Source organism: Nitrobacter winogradskyi Nb-255 (assembly GCF_000012725.1).
Lineage (GTDB): Bacteria > Pseudomonadota > Alphaproteobacteria > Rhizobiales > Xanthobacteraceae > Nitrobacter > Nitrobacter winogradskyi.
The window spans coordinates 2,191,062-2,207,513 of the sequence record NC_007406.1; the positions used below are offsets into that span (position 1 = coordinate 2,191,062).

The window sequence follows — 16,452 nt, forward strand, 5'->3', positions numbered from 1 at the left end:
CAAATCAAAACCTGTTATTCGACAACTTTCGGCACCAGAAAGAAGTGGTCATGCGTCACCGGCGCGTTGGCGACGATCCTGTCCGCGATCTCACCGTCATTAACCACGTCGGTCCGCATTTTCATCGCCATCGGCGTCACGGACGTCATCGGCTCGACACCATCGACATTCACTTCCTGCAACTGCTCGACGAAGGCGAGAATCGCGTTCAGTTCGTCTTGCAGATGGGGCACCTCGGCATCATCGACCGCTATTCGCGCCAGATGCGCGATGCGGCGGACGGTAGCGGCATCGACGGACATATTGTAAGCCCCCCGCAGGCTCTATCGTAAGGCGCTGTCGTCTGACATGCGTTATAGCGTTTTCGAGCGAAGTGGATACCGGTTCGCGTGAAGAAAACGCGTCAAAACAAAACATTGAATCTTTCACCGTTTCCTTGATCGGTGAAAGATTCCTATAGCAGACCCGGCTTTCGCGCCGCAACCATTCGTAGTGGAGAGGGGTCGCCCGAGCAGACCCGCGGTCCCCTTTGCCCGGCCTGTCCCGCGCATGATATGGGGAGTCATGCCCGCATCCGTCCTCCCGTTGGTCGAAGCCGCCGCGCATTGGCCCGCGCGCGGTGCGCTCGTCGGATTGGACCTCGGCACAAAGACCATCGGCGTCGCGGTGTCCGATCCGGACCGCCGCCTCGCCACCGGCGTCGAAACCATCCGCCGCAAGACGTTCACGGCGGATGCCGCGCGGCTTCTCGCCATTGCAGGCGAACGCCGCGCGGAAGGTTTCATCCTTGGATTGCCGATCAACATGGACGGCAGCGAAGGGCCGCGCGCGCAGTCGACTCGCGCCTTTGCGCGCAATCTGGCCAGGCTCACCGATTTCGCCATCGGCCTATGGGACGAGCGGCTCTCGACGGCGGCCGTCGAGCGCGAACTGATCGGGTTGGACATGAGTCGCGCAAGGCGCGCCAAGGTCATCGACGAACACGCCGCGATCTTTATTCTGCAGGGCGCGCTGGACCGGCTTGCGACGCAGCGGCGCACGTCCGGGCCGGGATGATCACTGCGGAGCGGCGAGCCATAACGTCTGCAGCGTCGCCGCGAGATTGTTGAAGCCGTGCAGGATCACGGTCGGCCAGATAGAACCGCTGAGATATCGGAGATAACCGAACAGCAATCCGATCGAGAAGATCTGTCCGAAGAAGAACCAGTCGTATTGGAGATGCATCGCGGTCCACACCAGCGATGACAGCACGATCGCTCCGATGGGACGCAGGAAGGACTCCGACCAGCCGCGATACAGGAATCCGCGCGCCAGGAGTTCCTCGCTGACCGGCGCCACGACGCAGAATGAAACCACCAGAAGCCACAGCGCGCCATCGGCGCGGGCTGACTTTGCCACATCGACCATGAAGGCAGGCGAACTTTCGTGTCCCACCGCCTTGGATATCCCCTCCCATCCGGTGACGAGCACGACCATGGCGACAATGCCGAGCAGCAAGTGACGCCAGGAAGCCCGGCGCAGCGCGAGATAATCGGCGAACGGCACCCCCGAGAGCCGGATCGCGATCCACAGCGCGAGCAAGACCGCTGGCAGTCCCGTGACCACCGACAGCGCGACCGTCAGGCCGCTTTCAGCCTGCTCCGCGACCTCGTCCAAACTGAACGGCGCGTCATCCGTGATCACGAAATAAGCAAGGACGGATAGCTGCCCCGCGAACATCGCGGCGAACACCACGAGCCCCCACAGGCTGGTGCCAAGGAATTTCCAGGCTTGCGGAAGGCGCGGTTGCGGAGGCAACGGCGGCGGCGTCGCAACAGAAGACACGGGCGCTTCAATAGACGTCATCGATGTTCCCTTTCGTCACGGCCAGCCTTGTGCCGGGTATCCACATCATGCAGCCTCGCAACAGAAAGACGTGGATGGCCGGGACGAAGCCCGGACATGACGCCCCATACTCCTTGTCGGAATCGCAGCCCGCGCTCACGGCAGCGCCCGCTCAAGCAGATCGCGGCTCTGGGCGACAGACATTTCGGCCGTTCCGAACAAGCTCCCGTGGGGGCAGCCGAGCCGCGTCGCCGCAAACAGCGCCGCCTGATCCGGCGCGGTCCGGCTGAGCGCGGCGGCCGCGGCCAGTTGCGCCAGCGTTTCCACCGCCTGGCGCGCGGCGCGCTCGCCGTCAGGCCGACGGACGGTCCTGGCGAGAAACGACCCCGCTTCCGCCCCACCCGGCAAATCCCTGGTGTCAGCCGCGAGATCGTCAAGCACGGCGACGGCTGCATCCCCGTCGCGGGCCAACGACCGCAGCACGTCGAGGCATATCACGTTCCCGGACCCTTCCCAGATCGCGTTCACCGGCGCCTCGCGATAGTGCCGGGCCAGAATGCCCTCCTCGACATAACCGTTTCCCCCGAGGCACTCCATCGCCTCATATAGAAAGCCCGGCGCGCTCTTGCAGATCCAGTATTTCACAGCGGGCGTCAAAAGCCGCATCCACACCGCGGCCTTCTGGTCAGAAGGCGCTTCATCGAAGGCGCGACACAGACGCATCACCAGCGCCACCGACGCCTCCACCTGCAACGCCATATCGGCAAGAACCGCCTGCATCAACGGCTGATCAACCAGACGCTTCCGGAACACGCTGCGATGACGCGCGTGATGCAGCGCATGCGCCAGCCCCGAGCGCATCAGGCCCGCCGAGGCGATGGCGCAATCCTGCCGCGTCAATTGCACCATCTGGAGGATGGCGCGGATACCCTTGCCTTCTTCACCGACGCGCCGGGCATAAGCCTCAATGAATTCCACTTCGGCCGAGGCGTTGGAGCGGTTGCCAAGCTTGTCCTTCAGCCGCTGGAGATGAATCGCGTTGACCGATCCGTCCGGTCGGAAGCGAGGCATGAAAAAGCATGTCAGTCCGCCCTCGGCCTGCGCCAGAACCAGAAACGCGTCGCACATCGGCGCGGACATGAACCATTTGTGGCCGGTGACACGATAGGCGTCGCCATCACGCACGGCGCGGGTCTGGTTGGCGCGCACGTCGGTGCCGCCCTGCTTCTCGGTCATGCCCATGCCGAGCGTCATGCCGCGCTTGGTCCGCCACGGCGCGAACAATGGATCGTAGCTGCGGGTCGCGATCACCGGCATCGTCTCCGCCAGCAGGTCCGGCTGCGCCGCGAGCGTCGCCACCGACGCGCGGGTCATGGTGATCGGGCAGAGATGTCCGGTCTCGACCTGCGCGGCCATGTAGAATTTTGCCGCGCGCACCACTTCCGCCGCGCCGGCCGCGGGCCTGCCGTCGGCCGTCCAGGTGGAATTGTGGAGGCCGGCATGAGCGCTGTGCGCCATCAGTTCATGATAGGAGGGATGAAATTCGACTTCGTCACGCCGGTTGCCGCGCGCATCGAACAGCCTCGGCTTCGGCGGGTTCTCGTTGGCGAGACGGCCGCGCGCCGCCATCGCCGATGAACCCCAGTGCTTTCCGAACGCCTTCATGTCGTCGCGGGCGGCGGCTCCTCCGTTCGCCGCCACCGCCTCCGCCAGCGGACGGTCGAGCGTGAACAGGTCGACGTCCTCGAACGGCGGCGACTGATTGAGGACCTCGTGCGTCCTGAAGGGCTGCGTCATGATCCGCCTCCGCCGGCGCTGATATCCATGTGACTTTATGCCCGAACAGCGGCCAGATCACGCCGGCGCTCTCGCCTTGGTTTACCGTGACCTCGCTTCGGCGGGGGAAAACCCGCCTGCGCGCTGTTCGGCCTTGCCCCCACGGACGAGTGTGCCTATAGCTCTGGCTTTAATGACATCGTCCGCCAAATCGAGTTTTGTCCTCGGACACCGGCATCTGCTGGGCATCGAGGGCCTTTCCGTCGCCGATATTACCGGCCTTCTCGATCTTTCCGAAGAATACGTCGAACTGAACCGCCAGGTGGACAAGAAACGCACCTCCTTGCGCGGTCTCACCCAGGTCAACCTGTTCTTCGAGGCTTCGACCCGCACCCAGTCGTCATTCGAGATCGCCGGCAAGCGGCTCGGCGCCGACGTTATGAATATGTCGGTGTCGTCGCTATCGACCCGCAAGGGCGAAACGCTGGTCGATACCGCGATGACGCTCAACGCCATGCATCCGGACATCCTTGTGATGCGCCATTCAGCCTCCGGCGCGGTGGAACTTCTGGCGCGCAAGGTCGACGGCTCCGTCGTCAATGCCGGCGACGGCGCCCACGAACATCCGACCCAGGCGCTGCTGGACGCATTGACCATCCGCCGCAACAAGGGACGGCTCGACGGACTTCTGGTCGCGATCTGCGGCGACGTTCTCCACTCGCGCGTCGCGCGCTCCAACATCATCCTGCTCAACGCCATGGGCGCGCGGGTCCGCGTCGTCGCGCCGTCCACGCTGCTGCCGCCGGGCATCGAGCGCATGGGCGTCGAAGTCGCCCGCGATATGCGCGAGGGATTGGACGGCGCGGACATCGTGATGATGCTGCGGCTGCAGCGCGAGCGGATGAGCGGCTCGTTCGTGCCGTCGAGTTCCGAGTACTTCCACTATTTCGGCCTCGACCAGAAAAAGCTCGCCTATGCCAAACCCAACGCGCTGGTCATGCATCCGGGACCGATGAATCGCGGCGTCGAGATTGACTCGATCGTCGCGGACGGCACGCAGTCGCTGATCCGCGAGCAGGTGGAAATGGGCGTGGCGGTGCGGATGGCGGTGCTGGAAGCGCTGGCGAGGAACCTGCCGAATGCATGAACCCGAGCCCTCCCACCGATTTGCACGGCGAGCATTGTCACGCGCGATGTTAGCGAACAGTTCGCAAAGGTGCGGCATATGCTGAGCGGCCATCGCCCGATCCTGCTCGCCAATGCCCGCATTGTCGATCCCGCGCGCGATCTCGACGGCCCCGGCGACGTGCTCATCGCCGATGGGGTTATTCGCGATGCGCGGCACGGCATCGGCGCGGCGGGCGCGCCCGAAGGCACCGACATCATCAACTGCGCCGGCATGATCGTCACGCCGGGCCTGATCGACATCCGCGCCTTCGTCGGCGAACCGGGCGCGGGCCATCGCGAAACCTTCGCATCGGCAAGCTGCGCCGCCGCCGCCGGCGGGATCACCACCATTGTCTGCCAGCCTGACACCTCGCCGGTGATCGACAATTCTGCCACCGTCGATTTCGTGCTGCGCCGCGCGCGGGATACCGCGATCGTCAACATTCATCCGATGGCGGCGCTGACCAAGGGTCTTGCCGGCAAGGAGATGACCGAGTTCGGCCTCCTGAAGGAAGCGGGCGCGGTCGCCTTCACCGACGGCGCCCGCAGCGTGATGAACGCGCAGGTGATGCGCCGCGCCCTCACCTATGCCCGCGACTTCGACGCGCTGATCGTCCATCATACCGAGGATGCTCATCTCGTCGGCGACGGCGTCATGAACGAGGGCGAACTGTCTTCCCGCCTCGGATTGACGGGTGTTCCGGCGACCGCGGAAGCGGTGATGCTGGAGCGCGACATGCGGCTCGTCGGGCTGACCGGCGGCCGTTACCACGCGGCGTCCCTGACCTGCGCGGAATCGCTCGATATCCTCATGCGAGCGCGCGACGCCGGGCTCCCGGTCAGCGCATCCGCATCGATCAATCATCTGACGCTGAATGAGAACGATATCGGTCCGTACCGGACGTTTCTGAAATTGTCGCCGCCGCTGCGCGGCGAGGACGACCGACGCGCGCTGGTCGCAGCGCTGGCGTCGGGCCTGATCGATGTGGTGATGTCCGACCATAACCCGCAGGACGTGGAAACCAAGCGGCTGCCGTTCGCGGAAGCCGCCGCAGGCGCGATCGGGCTGGAGACCATGCTGACGGCCGCGCTGCGGCTCGTGCACAACGCGGAACTCGACTTCAAGACGCTGATCCGGGCGATGTCGACGCGGCCCGCGGAGCTGCTGGGTTTGCCGGGCGGATCGCTGCGACCGGGCGCGCCCGCCGATGTCATCGTGATCGATCCTGACGTGCCATGGATTCTCGATCCCGCCGATCTCAAATCGCAATGCAAGAATACGCCATTCGACGAATCCCGGTTCTCGGGTCGGGTTGTTCGGACGATCGTCGGCGGACGCACGGTTTTCGAGCACGCCTGACGCGACAGGTTTTGATCGAAAGAAAATTCCATTATCTCGAAAATATCCGTTAATAATCAAAACCATAGGGCCTTCGCCTCCGATACCGTCAGAAGAAGGTCCGGTCATGGATGCAATTTTTGAAAGTTTGTCGTTCGCGTAGATCTTTGCAGTCGAATGTTGATGCCCGCGACGGTGTGAATATCTGCCGTGGCGTGACCATGCCGATCTATGGTTTACATCGACGGCATTTGGCATTCGGAGCCCTTTTCGATGTTTCCTAACGGCCTGATCGCTTTCGCCTTCGGCTACCTGCTCGGCTCCATCCCGTTCGGTATGATCCTGACGCGGATCGCGGGCACACAGGATTTGCGCTCGATCGGTTCGGGCAATATCGGCGCGACCAACGTTCTTCGTACCGGACGCAGGGGGCTCGCGGCGGCGACGCTTCTGGGCGATATGCTGAAAGGCACGGCCGCCGTCGTGATCGCATTGCTCCTCTCCGGACCGGGCGCTGCGATGGCTGCGACGCTTGGGGCATTCCTCGGCCATCTGTTTCCGGTGTGGCTCAAGTTCCGCGGCGGCAAGGGCGTTGCGACATATATCGGCGTGCTGCTCGGCCTGTTCTGGCCGGCGGCGCTGGCCTTTTGCGCGATCTGGCTGCTCGTCGCCTTCACGACGCGCTACTCATCGCTGTCGGCGCTACTCGCCAGCCTCACAACGCCATTGCTGTTGTGGGGTTTCGGGCATCCACAATTCGCGTTGCTGTTTGCGGTGCTGACCGTGCTGTTATGGTTCAAGCACCGCGAAAACATCCGGCGCCTTTTTGCCGGAAGCGAAGGCAGGATCGGCGCGAAAGCGTAAAACGCGTCGGTATCCGGCTGAGGGGGCGGCGTGAACATCCGGGATCCAGACAGACGGCTGAGCGAAGCGCAGCGGACCGACTGGCTGCGGCTGATCCGGTCCGATAATGTCGGGCCGCGAACCTTTCGTTCGCTCGTGAACCACTTCGGCAGCGCCAGCGAGGCGCTCGTCCGCCTACCCGATCTGGCGCGGCGTGGCGGCGCTTCCCGCCCCAGCCGGCTTTGCACGGAAGCCGAGGCGCGGAACGAACTGGCGGCCGCGCGGCGGATCGGCGTCAGCCTGCTGGCGCCGGGAGAGGCCGGCTATCCCCCGCACCTTGCAACGATCGACGACGCCCCGCCGCTGCTTGGCGCGCGCGGCAACCTCGATGTCATGGAGCGTCCCATGATCGCCATCGTCGGTTCACGCAACGCATCGGGCGCCGGTCACAAGTTCGCGCAAACGCTGGCGCATGATCTCGGTGATACCGGTTTCGTCATCGTATCGGGGCTGGCGCGCGGCATCGATCAGGCGGCGCATCGCGCCAGCGTGGCGCGCGGCACCGTCGCGGTGCTTGCCGGTGGCCACGACCGCATCTATCCATTGGAACATGAGGATCTGCTGGCAGCCGTATTGGAAAGCGGCGGCGCGATTTCTGAGATGCCGATGGGGCATGTCCCGCGGGCCCGCGATTTCCCGCGGCGCAACCGCCTGATCTCGGGCGCCGCGATCGGCGTTGTCGTGGTCGAGGCGGCGCATCGTTCCGGCTCTCTGATCACCGCCCGCATGGCCGCCGAGCAGGGCCGCGAGGTTTTCGCCGTGCCGGGCTCACCGCTCGATCCGCGCGCCACCGGCACCAATGATCTCATCAAGCAGGGCGCGACGCTGATCACCGAGGCAGCCGACGTCATTAATGCTGTCCGGCCGATTATAAGACGGCCGGTTGATCTGCCCGCCGAAGAACCGGAGCCCGGCGAGCCCTGGACCGAAGAGCCCGCCGCAAGCGACCGTGCGCGGATCATCGCCTTGCTCGGTCCGGCGCCGATCGGACTTGACGATCTGATTCGGATGGCGAATGCCCCGCCGGCCGTCGTGCGCACGGTCCTGCTTGAACTGGAACTGGCCGGACGGCTGGAGCGCCATGGCGGCGGCCTGGTATCAATGATGTGACCGCGATCTGACGGGCTGTCCGCTCCGATTCGAAGTTGCAGCGATCAAGCAGAGCGTTTTCAAGCGAAGTGGGCACCTGTTCGCGTGAAGAAAACGCGTCAAATCAAAACCTGAGAGCCTCGAAGGCGGCTACCGGTCGGGAGCCGGTGGCGGCGTGGGCGACGAAGCGGCGGGCTCCGTCGACGGCGGAGTGTTGCCCTCGCCGGCCTTCGGTGCGGGCGTCACCGCTGGAATGGGGTCGGCGCGAAGCGGCGCGGCTTTCGGTTCGCCCGAGGTCGGAGCGTCGGCCGGGATGCTGTCGGGCTTGCCGCTTCCCGCCGCGCCGGACTTTCCGGCTTCGGATTTATCAACGCCGGGTTTGCCCTCGGCTCCGTCCTTGCCAATGTCGGGCTTGTCATTCCCGGATGGAGCAGGATCAGGTTTCGGCGCGGGCGTCACCGCGGGAACGGGATCGGCACGTAGAGGCACGGTTTTCGGTTCACCGGAAGTCGCGGCATCGGCCGGCGTGGCGTCGGGCTTGTCGCTTCCCGCCGCATTGGATTTTTCTGTTTCAGGTTTGTCGGCTGTTCCGTCTTTGCCGACGCCGGGTTTGTCACTCGCGGATGACGCAGAATCAGGTTTCGGCGTCTCGGAATCGACCGCCTTCGGATTTGCGGCCCGCCCCGAAGCAGACTGTTTCCCGTCGGCTTCGTCCTTGGCGGATTCCTGTTTTGGCGCTTCGTCCTTCGCCGCCTTGTCTTCGGCCGCATCTTCCTTGGCGGGCCCTGCGTTGGAAGCTGCTCCCTTGGCGGTTTTTCCCTGAGCTGCTTCTTCCTTGACGGCTTCGTTTTCCTTGGGCGGCGTCGCGCCGGACGGTTCGGTCTTCGCCGTCTCGGGCTTCGCAGCGGCGTCGGACGGAGACGCGCCCTGCCCCGCCGCACCGGCTTTCGCCGCCTCTTCCGGGCTCTGCTTGCCGGGCTTTCTCTTGTTCGCGGGCGTCCGCCGGTCCCTGCTCCCCTGAGCCTCGTTCTGCGGCGCGGCAGCCTCAGGAGGCTGAGTCGCCTGCGGAAGCGGTTTCCTGCCCTGTCGTTCCGTCTGTCTTGGTTCCGTTCTCAGATCACCCGGATGTGACTTCGGCGGCTCGACGCGACGGCGCTGATCGGTCGCGCCGTTGGAGATCAAATAAGCACTCAACATCCCGGCCATGTCGGGGCCGGTGGTGTAATGCTGACGCAAAAATCCCGGCAGCGATCCGGGAGGCACCGTCCTGAGCAGTCCCCGAGCCCCTTTGTGGCAGGCTGCGCAGTTCCCGGAGAAAATCTGGGCAGCCGATTTTCCCGCGTCGAGATTTTTCGCTCCCGCGCCACCTGCCGCGAAAACAACGGTCACGAGCATCACCGTCGCTAGGCTGAGCGCTCGGCTCGACATTCTCATCCTCCGGGTGCGGAAACTGCGCTGCCATCGCAGCGGCCACGTTTTAGCTCATTACGCCGCGAATGGAAGCGCCGAGATAGACGCAGAGTACATCGCATCTTCATTTCGGATATCGACGTTGCGGTCAGAGCACTGGTGAAGCCGACCATGCGACACTACATTCTCATGGAACTTGGACACCATTCCCGGAGTTACGGCGGCCAGAGTCTTTTTCAACTGCGTTGAACCAGACACGTCGCTTAACTTTTGTTTGAGCATGATCTCATCCGAAAGCCGGTTTCCACTTTTCGGGATCATGCTCTAGCGCGCGTCCTCGTGTTGATGGTGGTTTCGATGGACCGTGTATTACGGTTTTTTCTGAACCAGTTTGTCCGGCGCGGCTCGATCACATTCGTAACCGCGAGCGGCCTGACCTTTACCTGCGGCGACGGCACCGGCGAACCTGTTCGGGTGCGGCTGACGACGAGCGAAGTCGCGCGCCAGCTTCTGCTCGATCCTGAAATGTCCTTCGGCGAGACCTATACCGACGGCACGTTGCTGATCGAACGGGGATCAATCGCGGACCTCCTGACGGTAATCCTCGACCAGCCCGACGTCATGCCCCGCTGGGGGAAGTTGCAGTGGTGGCTCCGCTATCTCGTCCGCAACATCCAGCAGTTCAACCCACGCGGGCGGTCAAGGGATAACGTCGCGCGCCATTATGACCTCGACGGCAGGCTTTATTCGCTGTTCCTCGATGCGGACCAACAATACAGTTGCGCGTATTTTGAAACCCCCGACACGACGCTGGACGACGCCCAGCTTGCAAAGAAACGGCATATCGCCGCCAAGCTTCTGCTCGAACGCGATCACAGCGTCCTTGATATAGGTTCGGGCTGGGGCGGCCTCGGCCTGTATCTCGCTGAAATGACCGGGGCCAACCTCACCGGCATTACGCTATCAACTGAACAGTTTCAGGTGTCCAACGCCCGCGCGGTGGAGAAAAAGCTGACGCGGTCGGCGAAGTTTCTGCTCCAGGATTATCGCGACATTCCCGGACCGTTCGATCGCATCGTATCCGTCGGAATGTTCGAGCACGTCGGCGTCGACCACTACGATACCTTTTTCAAGCGCTGCGCCGGGCTGCTCGAACCTGACGGCGTCATGCTGCTGCATTCGATCGGCCGTTCGGAAGGTCCGGGCATCACCAATCCCTGGATCGCGAAATACATCTTCCCCGGCGGCTACATCCCCGCGCTGTCGGAAGTCCTGCCGGCCATCGAAGGCGCCGGACTGCTGGTCTGCGACATCGAAGTCCTGCGTCTGCACTATGCGGAAACGCTGAAGGCATGGCGGGAGCGCTTCATGGCGCGACGCGAGGAAGCGGTGCGGCTATATGACGAGCGGTTCGCGCGGATGTGGGAATTTTATCTGGCGGCATCGGAAATGTCGTTCCGGAAGCAGAATCTGATGAATTTCCAGATTCAGATCACGAAACGGCAAGGCATCGTGCCTGTAACGCGCGACTACATCCAGCGCGGGGAAGCAAAGCTGCGCGGTCTGGAGCAAAAACACCGGCCCCGGCTTCAAATCGCGTGAGAATGATGCATGATCAACAGCAGCTTATGCTTCCTGCATCGCGGCTCGACAATGAGTCGCGGAGAAGGTTCAGCCGGCAGTCAAGTTCGTTGCGTTATCGACTCGAGTTTCATTTAAGGTCATGTGGGAATCGGGCATAAGGGGCATGACCTTGCTTCCGCCGTCCGCCGGCGCGGCGCTTTATGCGGGGCCCATATCCCGCAAATATAGCGGGGCCGTATCCCGCAAAAATAGCGGGGCTCGTATCCCGCAAATGATAAAGGTCAGAATCCGAAAGCCATGGCTGATTCGAACATCCTGAAGCTTGCGCCTGATGCGACGACGCCAGCCTATCGCACCCCGCCGCATAATCTCGAAGCGGAGCGCGACCTTCTCGGCGCCATTCTCGTCAACAACGACGCATTCTACAGGGTGTCCGATTTCCTCGAGCCGAAGCACTTCTTCTACCCGGTGCATCGGACCATCTTCGAGACCGCGGGCAGCCTGATCCGCAGCGGCAAGATCGCGACGCCCGTCACGGTCAAGACCTTCATTCCCGCTGACACCGACATCGGCGGAATGACCGCAAGCCAGTACCTCGCCCGGCTGGCGGCGGAAGCCACCACGATCATCAACGCCCTGCACTACGGACGCACGATCTATGAGCAGGCGCTGCGCCGCGACCTGATCCACATCGGCGAGGACATGGTCAACGTCGCCTATGACGCGCCGGTCGATTTCGCGCCCAAGGCGCAGATTGAGGATGCCGAGCGCCGGCTCTACGAACTCGCCGAATCCGGCGGCTATGAAGGCGGCTTCCAGAAATTTTCCCAGGCGATGAAGACCGCGCTCGACATGGCGGCCAACGCCTATCGCCGCGACGGGAAGCTGTCCGGCATCGCGACGGGATTGCGTGACCTCGACTCGCGAATGGGAGGGTTGCAGCCGTCCGATCTGATCATCGTGGCGGGACGGCCGGGCATGGGCAAGACGGCGCTCGCCACCAACATCGCCTACAACATCGCCAAGGCCTATCAGGCGGAGCTTCAGCCCGACGGCACGATGAAGACCGTCAATGGCGGGATCGTTGGCTTCTTCTCCTGCGAAATGTCGGCCGAGCAACTGGCGACGCGTATTCTCGCCGAGCAGACCAGCATCGCTTCCAGCAATATCCGACGCGGCGGCATCACCGAAAGCGACTTCGAGAAGATCCGCGATCACACCATCGAGCTGGAGCACCTGCCGCTCTTCGTCGACGAGACCGGCGGCCTGTCGATTTCGCAGTTGACGGCGCGCGCCCGCCGCCTGAAGCGCCAGAAGGGGCTCGACGTGCTGATCGTCGACTACATCCAGCTTCTGCTGGGCAGCGGCAAGCGCAGCGACAACCGCGTGCAGGAAGTCACCGAGATCACAACCAGCCTGAAAGCATTGGCGAAAGAACTGAACGTTCCGATCCTCGCGCTGTCGCAACTGTCGCGTCAGGTCGAAAGCCGTGACGACAAGCGCCCGCAACTTTCAGACCTTCGCGAATCCGGTTCGATCGAGCAGGACGCCGATGTCGTGATGTTCGTCTTCCGGGAGGAATACTATCTCCAGAACAAGGAGCCGCGCGCGGGCACGCCGGAGCACGAGAAATGGCAGCTCGATATGTCGCTGGTGCACGGCAAGGCCGAAGTCATCATCGGCAAGCAGCGTCACGGGCCGACCGGCACCGTCGAACTGCAGTTCGAGGGACAGTTCACGCGCTTCAGCGATCTCGCACATGAAGGCCACCTGCCGGAGCGGATCTAGCTTACAGACCTTCCAGGCAGACCGCTCGCGCGGTTGAACCGCCGTGCAGCCGGGCGTAGCATGTAGCATGAATCTCGTGCCCGATTCTAAAGTGAGCGGCGAGCCGGCCGATGCCGGCGCGGCTATTGCGGCAGCCGCGGCAATCGGCACCCTCACGGTCGATCTCGACGCTATCGTCGCCAACTGGCGCAAGCTGGAAAAAACCGCCGTGCCCGCCGAGTGCGCGGGGGTGATCAAGGCTGACGCTTACGGCTGTGGCGCCCGGCCCGTGGCGCGCGCGCTGAGCGCCGCCGGATGCAGGACGTTTTTTGTCGCCACGCTCGATGAGGCGCGGGTGGTTCGCGCCGCCGCTTCCACCGCCGACATCTATGTACTGGACGGATTCTTTCAGAATTGCGGTGACGCCTTCGCGACAATCAATTGCCGGCCCGTGATCGGCGATCTCAATGAACTTGCGGAATGGGACGTATTTTGCCGGCGCACCGGCTGGGCGGGTGGCGCGGCCATCCACATCGACACCGGAATGAACCGCCTGGGTCTCACCCTGGATGAGGCGCAAGGCATCCTTCCAAGGATCAATGCCGGCGATCATGGTGTCACGCTGGTGATGAGTCACCTGGCCTGCGCGGAAAGCCTCCACCATCCGCTCAACGCTAGTCAGGTCGCGGCGTTTCGGGAGATCGCCAGGCAGTTTTCCGGGGTTCCGGCCTCATTGGCGAACTCGTCCGGCATTTTTCTCGGGGCCCAGTATCAGTTCGACCTGGTGCGTCCGGGCGCCGCGCTCTATGGCGTCAACCCCACGCCGGAAGCCGCCAATCCGATGCAGCCGGTCATCGAATTGAAGGCACGGATCATCCAGACCCGCTCGATCGACAGAGGCGAAAGCGTCGGCTACGGCGCGACCTGGACCGCGCGGCGGCCGACGCGGCTTGCCGTCGTCTCGGCGGGATACGCCGACGGCTATTTCCGCGCCGGCGGTAGCAATGACGGCACGCGCGGAGCCGAGGTCGTTGTCGCCGGAACGCGATGCCCGGTGGCGGGCCGAATTTCCATGGACCTGCTGGCGGTCGACATCACCGACCTGCCGGCCCATGCCGGAGTCCGGCGTGGTCATCTGGCGACGCTGATCGGCGAGGGCATCACCGTGGACGAACTTGCCCACCATTTCGGCACCATTGGTTACGAGGTACTCACCAGCCTCGGCGGCCGCTACCACCGGATCTATAAAGGCGGCCCGGCCGAGCCTCGAACCTGACACCCGATCAATGGCTAAATCCGCCCTCTCCTTCGTCTGCCAGAACTGCGGCGCGGCCTATAACCGCTGGCAGGGAAAGTGTGACGGCTGCGGCGAATGGAATACGCTGGCCGAGGAGGATATCACCGGCGCGACGACGATGCCGGTCAGCGTGCGTTCCAGGCGCAAGGGCCGGCTGTTCACGCTGGAGACGCTGACGGGCAAGACGCAGGACGCGCCGCGCCTCTCCTCCGGCATGGCCGAACTTGATCGCGTGACCGGCGGCGGCTTCGTGCGCGGCTCCGTCCTTCTGGTCGGCGGCGATCCGGGAATTGGCAAATCGACCCTCCTTACGCAAGCGACGAGCCTTTTGGCGCGCTCCGGCCATCGCGCGGTCTATATCTCGGGCGAGGAAGCGGTCGCGCAGGTGCGATTGCGCGCCGAGCGCCTTGGGCTTGCCGACGCGCCGGTGCAACTGGCGGCGGAAACCTCGGTTGAGGATATCGTCGCCACCCTGTCCGAAGGCACGGTGCCGCGTCTCGTGGTGATCGACTCGATCCAGACCATGTGGACCGACACGGTGGAATCCGCGCCGGGAACGGTCACGCAGGTTCGCGCCTCGGCGCAGGCGCTCATTCGTTTCGCCAAAAAATCCGGGGCGGCCCTGATCCTGGTGGGCCATGTCACCAAGGACGGCCAGATCGCCGGCCCCCGCGTGGTCGAGCACATGGTCGACGCCGTGCTGTCGTTCGAAGGTGAAGGCTCGCAGCAATTTCGTATTCTGCGAGCGGTGAAGAACCGGTTCGGTCCCACCGACGAGATCGGCGTCTTCGAGATGACGGGACTGGGCCTGCGCGAGGTCTCCAACCCGTCCGAACTCTTCCTGTCGGAGCGCGACCTCGGCAGTCCGGGCACGGCGGTATTCGCGGGCATCGAGGGCACAAGGCCGGTGCTGGTGGAATTACAGGCGCTGGTGGCGCCGACCTCGCTCGGCACGCCGCGACGCGCGGTCGTCGGCTGGGATTCGAGCCGGCTATCGATGGTGCTGGCGGTTCTCGAAGCGCATTGCGGGGTCAAGCTTTCGGGACACGACGTTTATTTCAATGTAGCGGGCGGTCTGCGCATCAACGAGCCGGCCGCCGATCTTGCCGCGGCCGCGGCGCTGGTGTCATCGCTGACAAACGCCCAGCTCCCGACCGACGCGGTCTATTTCGGCGAGATTTCGCTATCCGGCGCGGTCAGGCCGGTGGCGCAAACCACCGCGCGGCTCAAGGAAGCCGCCAAGCTCGGATTCGGACGTGCCGTGCTGCCGGAATCGGCCCGTGGAGATATCGGCGGCGATGCCGGTCTTTCCCTCGATGCGGTCGCCGGATTGACCACGCTGGTGGCGGATATCGCCGCGCGCGGTCAGGCCCGCCCTGGCAGCCCTGGCAAGCGCACGGACCCGGAGAAAAATGCCACACCCGGCCAAAACCGTCGTCAGGGAGGCTAAAGCGGCGTGACGTTGCGGCCTGCCGCCGCTATACATCCCGCGCCAGCCGCAAGGCTAGAGCATGATCCCGAAAAGTGGAAACCGGTTTTCGGAAAAGATCATGCTCGAATAATACTGCGGATGTATCGTACGATAGCCTGCCCAGGCAGGTAATCAAACGACGATTCGCGGTTTTCGAGATTTACGAGCGGACCTGACCAGCCGATGCCGATAACAATCCTCGACCTCGTTCTGCTCGGCGTGATGCTGATTTCGGGCCTGCTGGCGATGATTCGCGGCTTCATGCGCGAAATCCTGTCGATCGCCTCATGGGGCATCGCCGCGCTGGCCACCCTTTACTCATTCCAGAAGCTCCTGCCGTTCGCGAAGAATTACTTCAACAACGACACGATCGCCGCGGCGGCCGTGATCGGCGGCGTTTTCATCGGCACCCTGATTGTCATTTCCATCCTCACGACACGCATCTCGGACATGGTTCTCGATTCGAGGATCGGCGCGCTCGACCGCACCCTTGGTTTCCTGTTCGGGCTTGCGCGGGGACTGCTCATCGTCGTCGTCGCTTTCCTGTTCTTCACCTGGCTGGTTCCGGACAAGCAGCGGCCGGACTGGGTCACGGGGGCGAAATCGCTCACGGTGCTCAACTCCACCGGCACCTGGCTACAGTCGCTCTTGCCGGACGATCCAGAGAACACCATCTTAAACAAACTCAAGAAGAATAAGCCCGAAGTGGAGCAACCGGATTCGGAACCTGCTGAGTCTCCGGGTTCCGATGGCTATTCCAAACCTGCCCGGGACAGCCTGCAAAAGCTGATCGACGGCAAACCGGCGGAACATTAGTTGGGAGCG

14 protein-coding genes are annotated in these 16,452 nt (G+C 63.6%); 10 read left to right on the forward strand and 4 right to left on the reverse strand.

The genetic code is table 11. From position 1 onward, the window contains the following. Positions 1 to 14: 14 nt before the first annotated feature. Positions 15 to 302 carry an Asp-tRNA(Asn)/Glu-tRNA(Gln) amidotransferase subunit GatC gene (gene gatC / locus NWI_RS10440; RefSeq protein WP_011315248.1) on the reverse strand — a complete coding sequence of 96 codons (288 nt, stop codon included), beginning with the start codon at positions 300 to 302 and terminating at the stop codon, positions 15 to 17. A gap of 262 nt (positions 303 to 564) precedes the next feature. On the opposite strand from gatC, the gene ruvX reads away from it, so the two are divergent. Beyond that, complete coding sequence (gene ruvX / locus NWI_RS10445) at positions 565 to 1,056, forward strand: Holliday junction resolvase RuvX (protein WP_011315249.1); 492 nt, start codon at positions 565 to 567, stop codon at positions 1,054 to 1,056. On the opposite strand, the gene NWI_RS10450 is transcribed toward ruvX, so the two are convergent. Together NWI_RS10450 and NWI_RS10455 are read right to left on the reverse strand one after the other, a co-directional pair. Then, positions 1,057 to 1,845, reverse strand: coding sequence for a CPBP family intramembrane glutamic endopeptidase (locus NWI_RS10450; RefSeq protein WP_011315250.1), 789 nt, complete (start codon positions 1,843 to 1,845; stop codon positions 1,057 to 1,059). Positions 1,846 to 1,980: 135 nt separating this feature from the next. Further along, complete coding sequence (locus NWI_RS10455) at positions 1,981 to 3,621, reverse strand: acyl-CoA dehydrogenase family protein (protein WP_011315251.1); 1,641 nt, start codon at positions 3,619 to 3,621, stop codon at positions 1,981 to 1,983. Between the two features lie 172 nt (positions 3,622 to 3,793). Between NWI_RS10455 and NWI_RS10460 the strand changes: the two genes are divergently transcribed. The 4 genes from NWI_RS10460 (at position 3,794) to dprA (ending at position 8,119) form a co-directional block, all read left to right on the forward strand. After that, complete coding sequence (locus tag NWI_RS10460; protein WP_041344999.1) at positions 3,794 to 4,747, forward strand: aspartate carbamoyltransferase catalytic subunit; 954 nt, start codon at positions 3,794 to 3,796, stop codon at positions 4,745 to 4,747. A gap of 78 nt (positions 4,748 to 4,825) precedes the next feature. Next, on the forward strand, positions 4,826 to 6,127 hold the full coding sequence (locus NWI_RS10465) for a dihydroorotase (RefSeq protein WP_011315253.1): 1,302 nt from the start codon (positions 4,826 to 4,828) through the stop codon (positions 6,125 to 6,127). 252 nt (positions 6,128 to 6,379) lie between these two features. Then, positions 6,380 to 6,970 carry a glycerol-3-phosphate 1-O-acyltransferase PlsY gene (gene plsY, locus NWI_RS10470; RefSeq protein WP_011315254.1) on the forward strand — a complete coding sequence of 197 codons (591 nt, stop codon included), beginning with the start codon at positions 6,380 to 6,382 and terminating at the stop codon, positions 6,968 to 6,970. 30 nt (positions 6,971 to 7,000) lie between these two features. Continuing rightward, positions 7,001 to 8,119 (forward strand): DNA-processing protein DprA, encoded by a 1,119-nt coding sequence (gene dprA / locus NWI_RS10475; protein WP_011315255.1) that lies wholly within the window; start codon positions 7,001 to 7,003, stop codon positions 8,117 to 8,119. 129 nt (positions 8,120 to 8,248) lie between these two features. Here dprA and NWI_RS16490 read toward each other — a convergent pair whose 3' ends face one another. Beyond that, a complete protein-coding gene (locus NWI_RS16490) occupies positions 8,249 to 9,526 on the reverse strand; it encodes a hypothetical protein (protein WP_011315256.1) in 1,278 nt (425 codons plus the stop codon). Positions 9,527 to 9,865: 339 nt separating this feature from the next. Between NWI_RS16490 and NWI_RS10490 the strand changes: the two genes are divergently transcribed. The 5 genes from NWI_RS10490 to NWI_RS10510 all read left to right on the forward strand — a co-directional run bounded on the left by NWI_RS10490 (position 9,866) and on the right by NWI_RS10510 (position 16,443). After that, entirely contained in the window at positions 9,866 to 11,110 is a 1,245-nt protein-coding gene (locus NWI_RS10490) for an SAM-dependent methyltransferase (protein WP_011315257.1), read from the forward strand. Positions 11,111 to 11,389: 279 nt separating this feature from the next. Then, positions 11,390 to 12,880 carry a replicative DNA helicase gene (locus tag NWI_RS10495; protein WP_011315258.1) on the forward strand — a complete coding sequence of 497 codons (1,491 nt, stop codon included), beginning with the start codon at positions 11,390 to 11,392 and terminating at the stop codon, positions 12,878 to 12,880. 67 nt (positions 12,881 to 12,947) lie between these two features. Continuing rightward, a complete protein-coding gene (gene alr, locus NWI_RS10500; RefSeq protein WP_011315259.1) occupies positions 12,948 to 14,135 on the forward strand; it encodes an alanine racemase in 1,188 nt (395 codons plus the stop codon). Between the two features lie 10 nt (positions 14,136 to 14,145). Beyond that, on the forward strand, positions 14,146 to 15,606 hold the full coding sequence (gene radA, locus NWI_RS10505) for a DNA repair protein RadA (protein ID WP_011315260.1): 1,461 nt from the start codon (positions 14,146 to 14,148) through the stop codon (positions 15,604 to 15,606). A 204-nt stretch (positions 15,607 to 15,810) separates the two neighbouring features. Then, positions 15,811 to 16,443, forward strand: a complete 633-nt coding sequence (locus NWI_RS10510; protein WP_011315261.1) for a CvpA family protein — start codon at positions 15,811 to 15,813, stop codon at positions 16,441 to 16,443. The last annotated feature ends 9 nt before the right edge of the window (positions 16,444 to 16,452 follow it).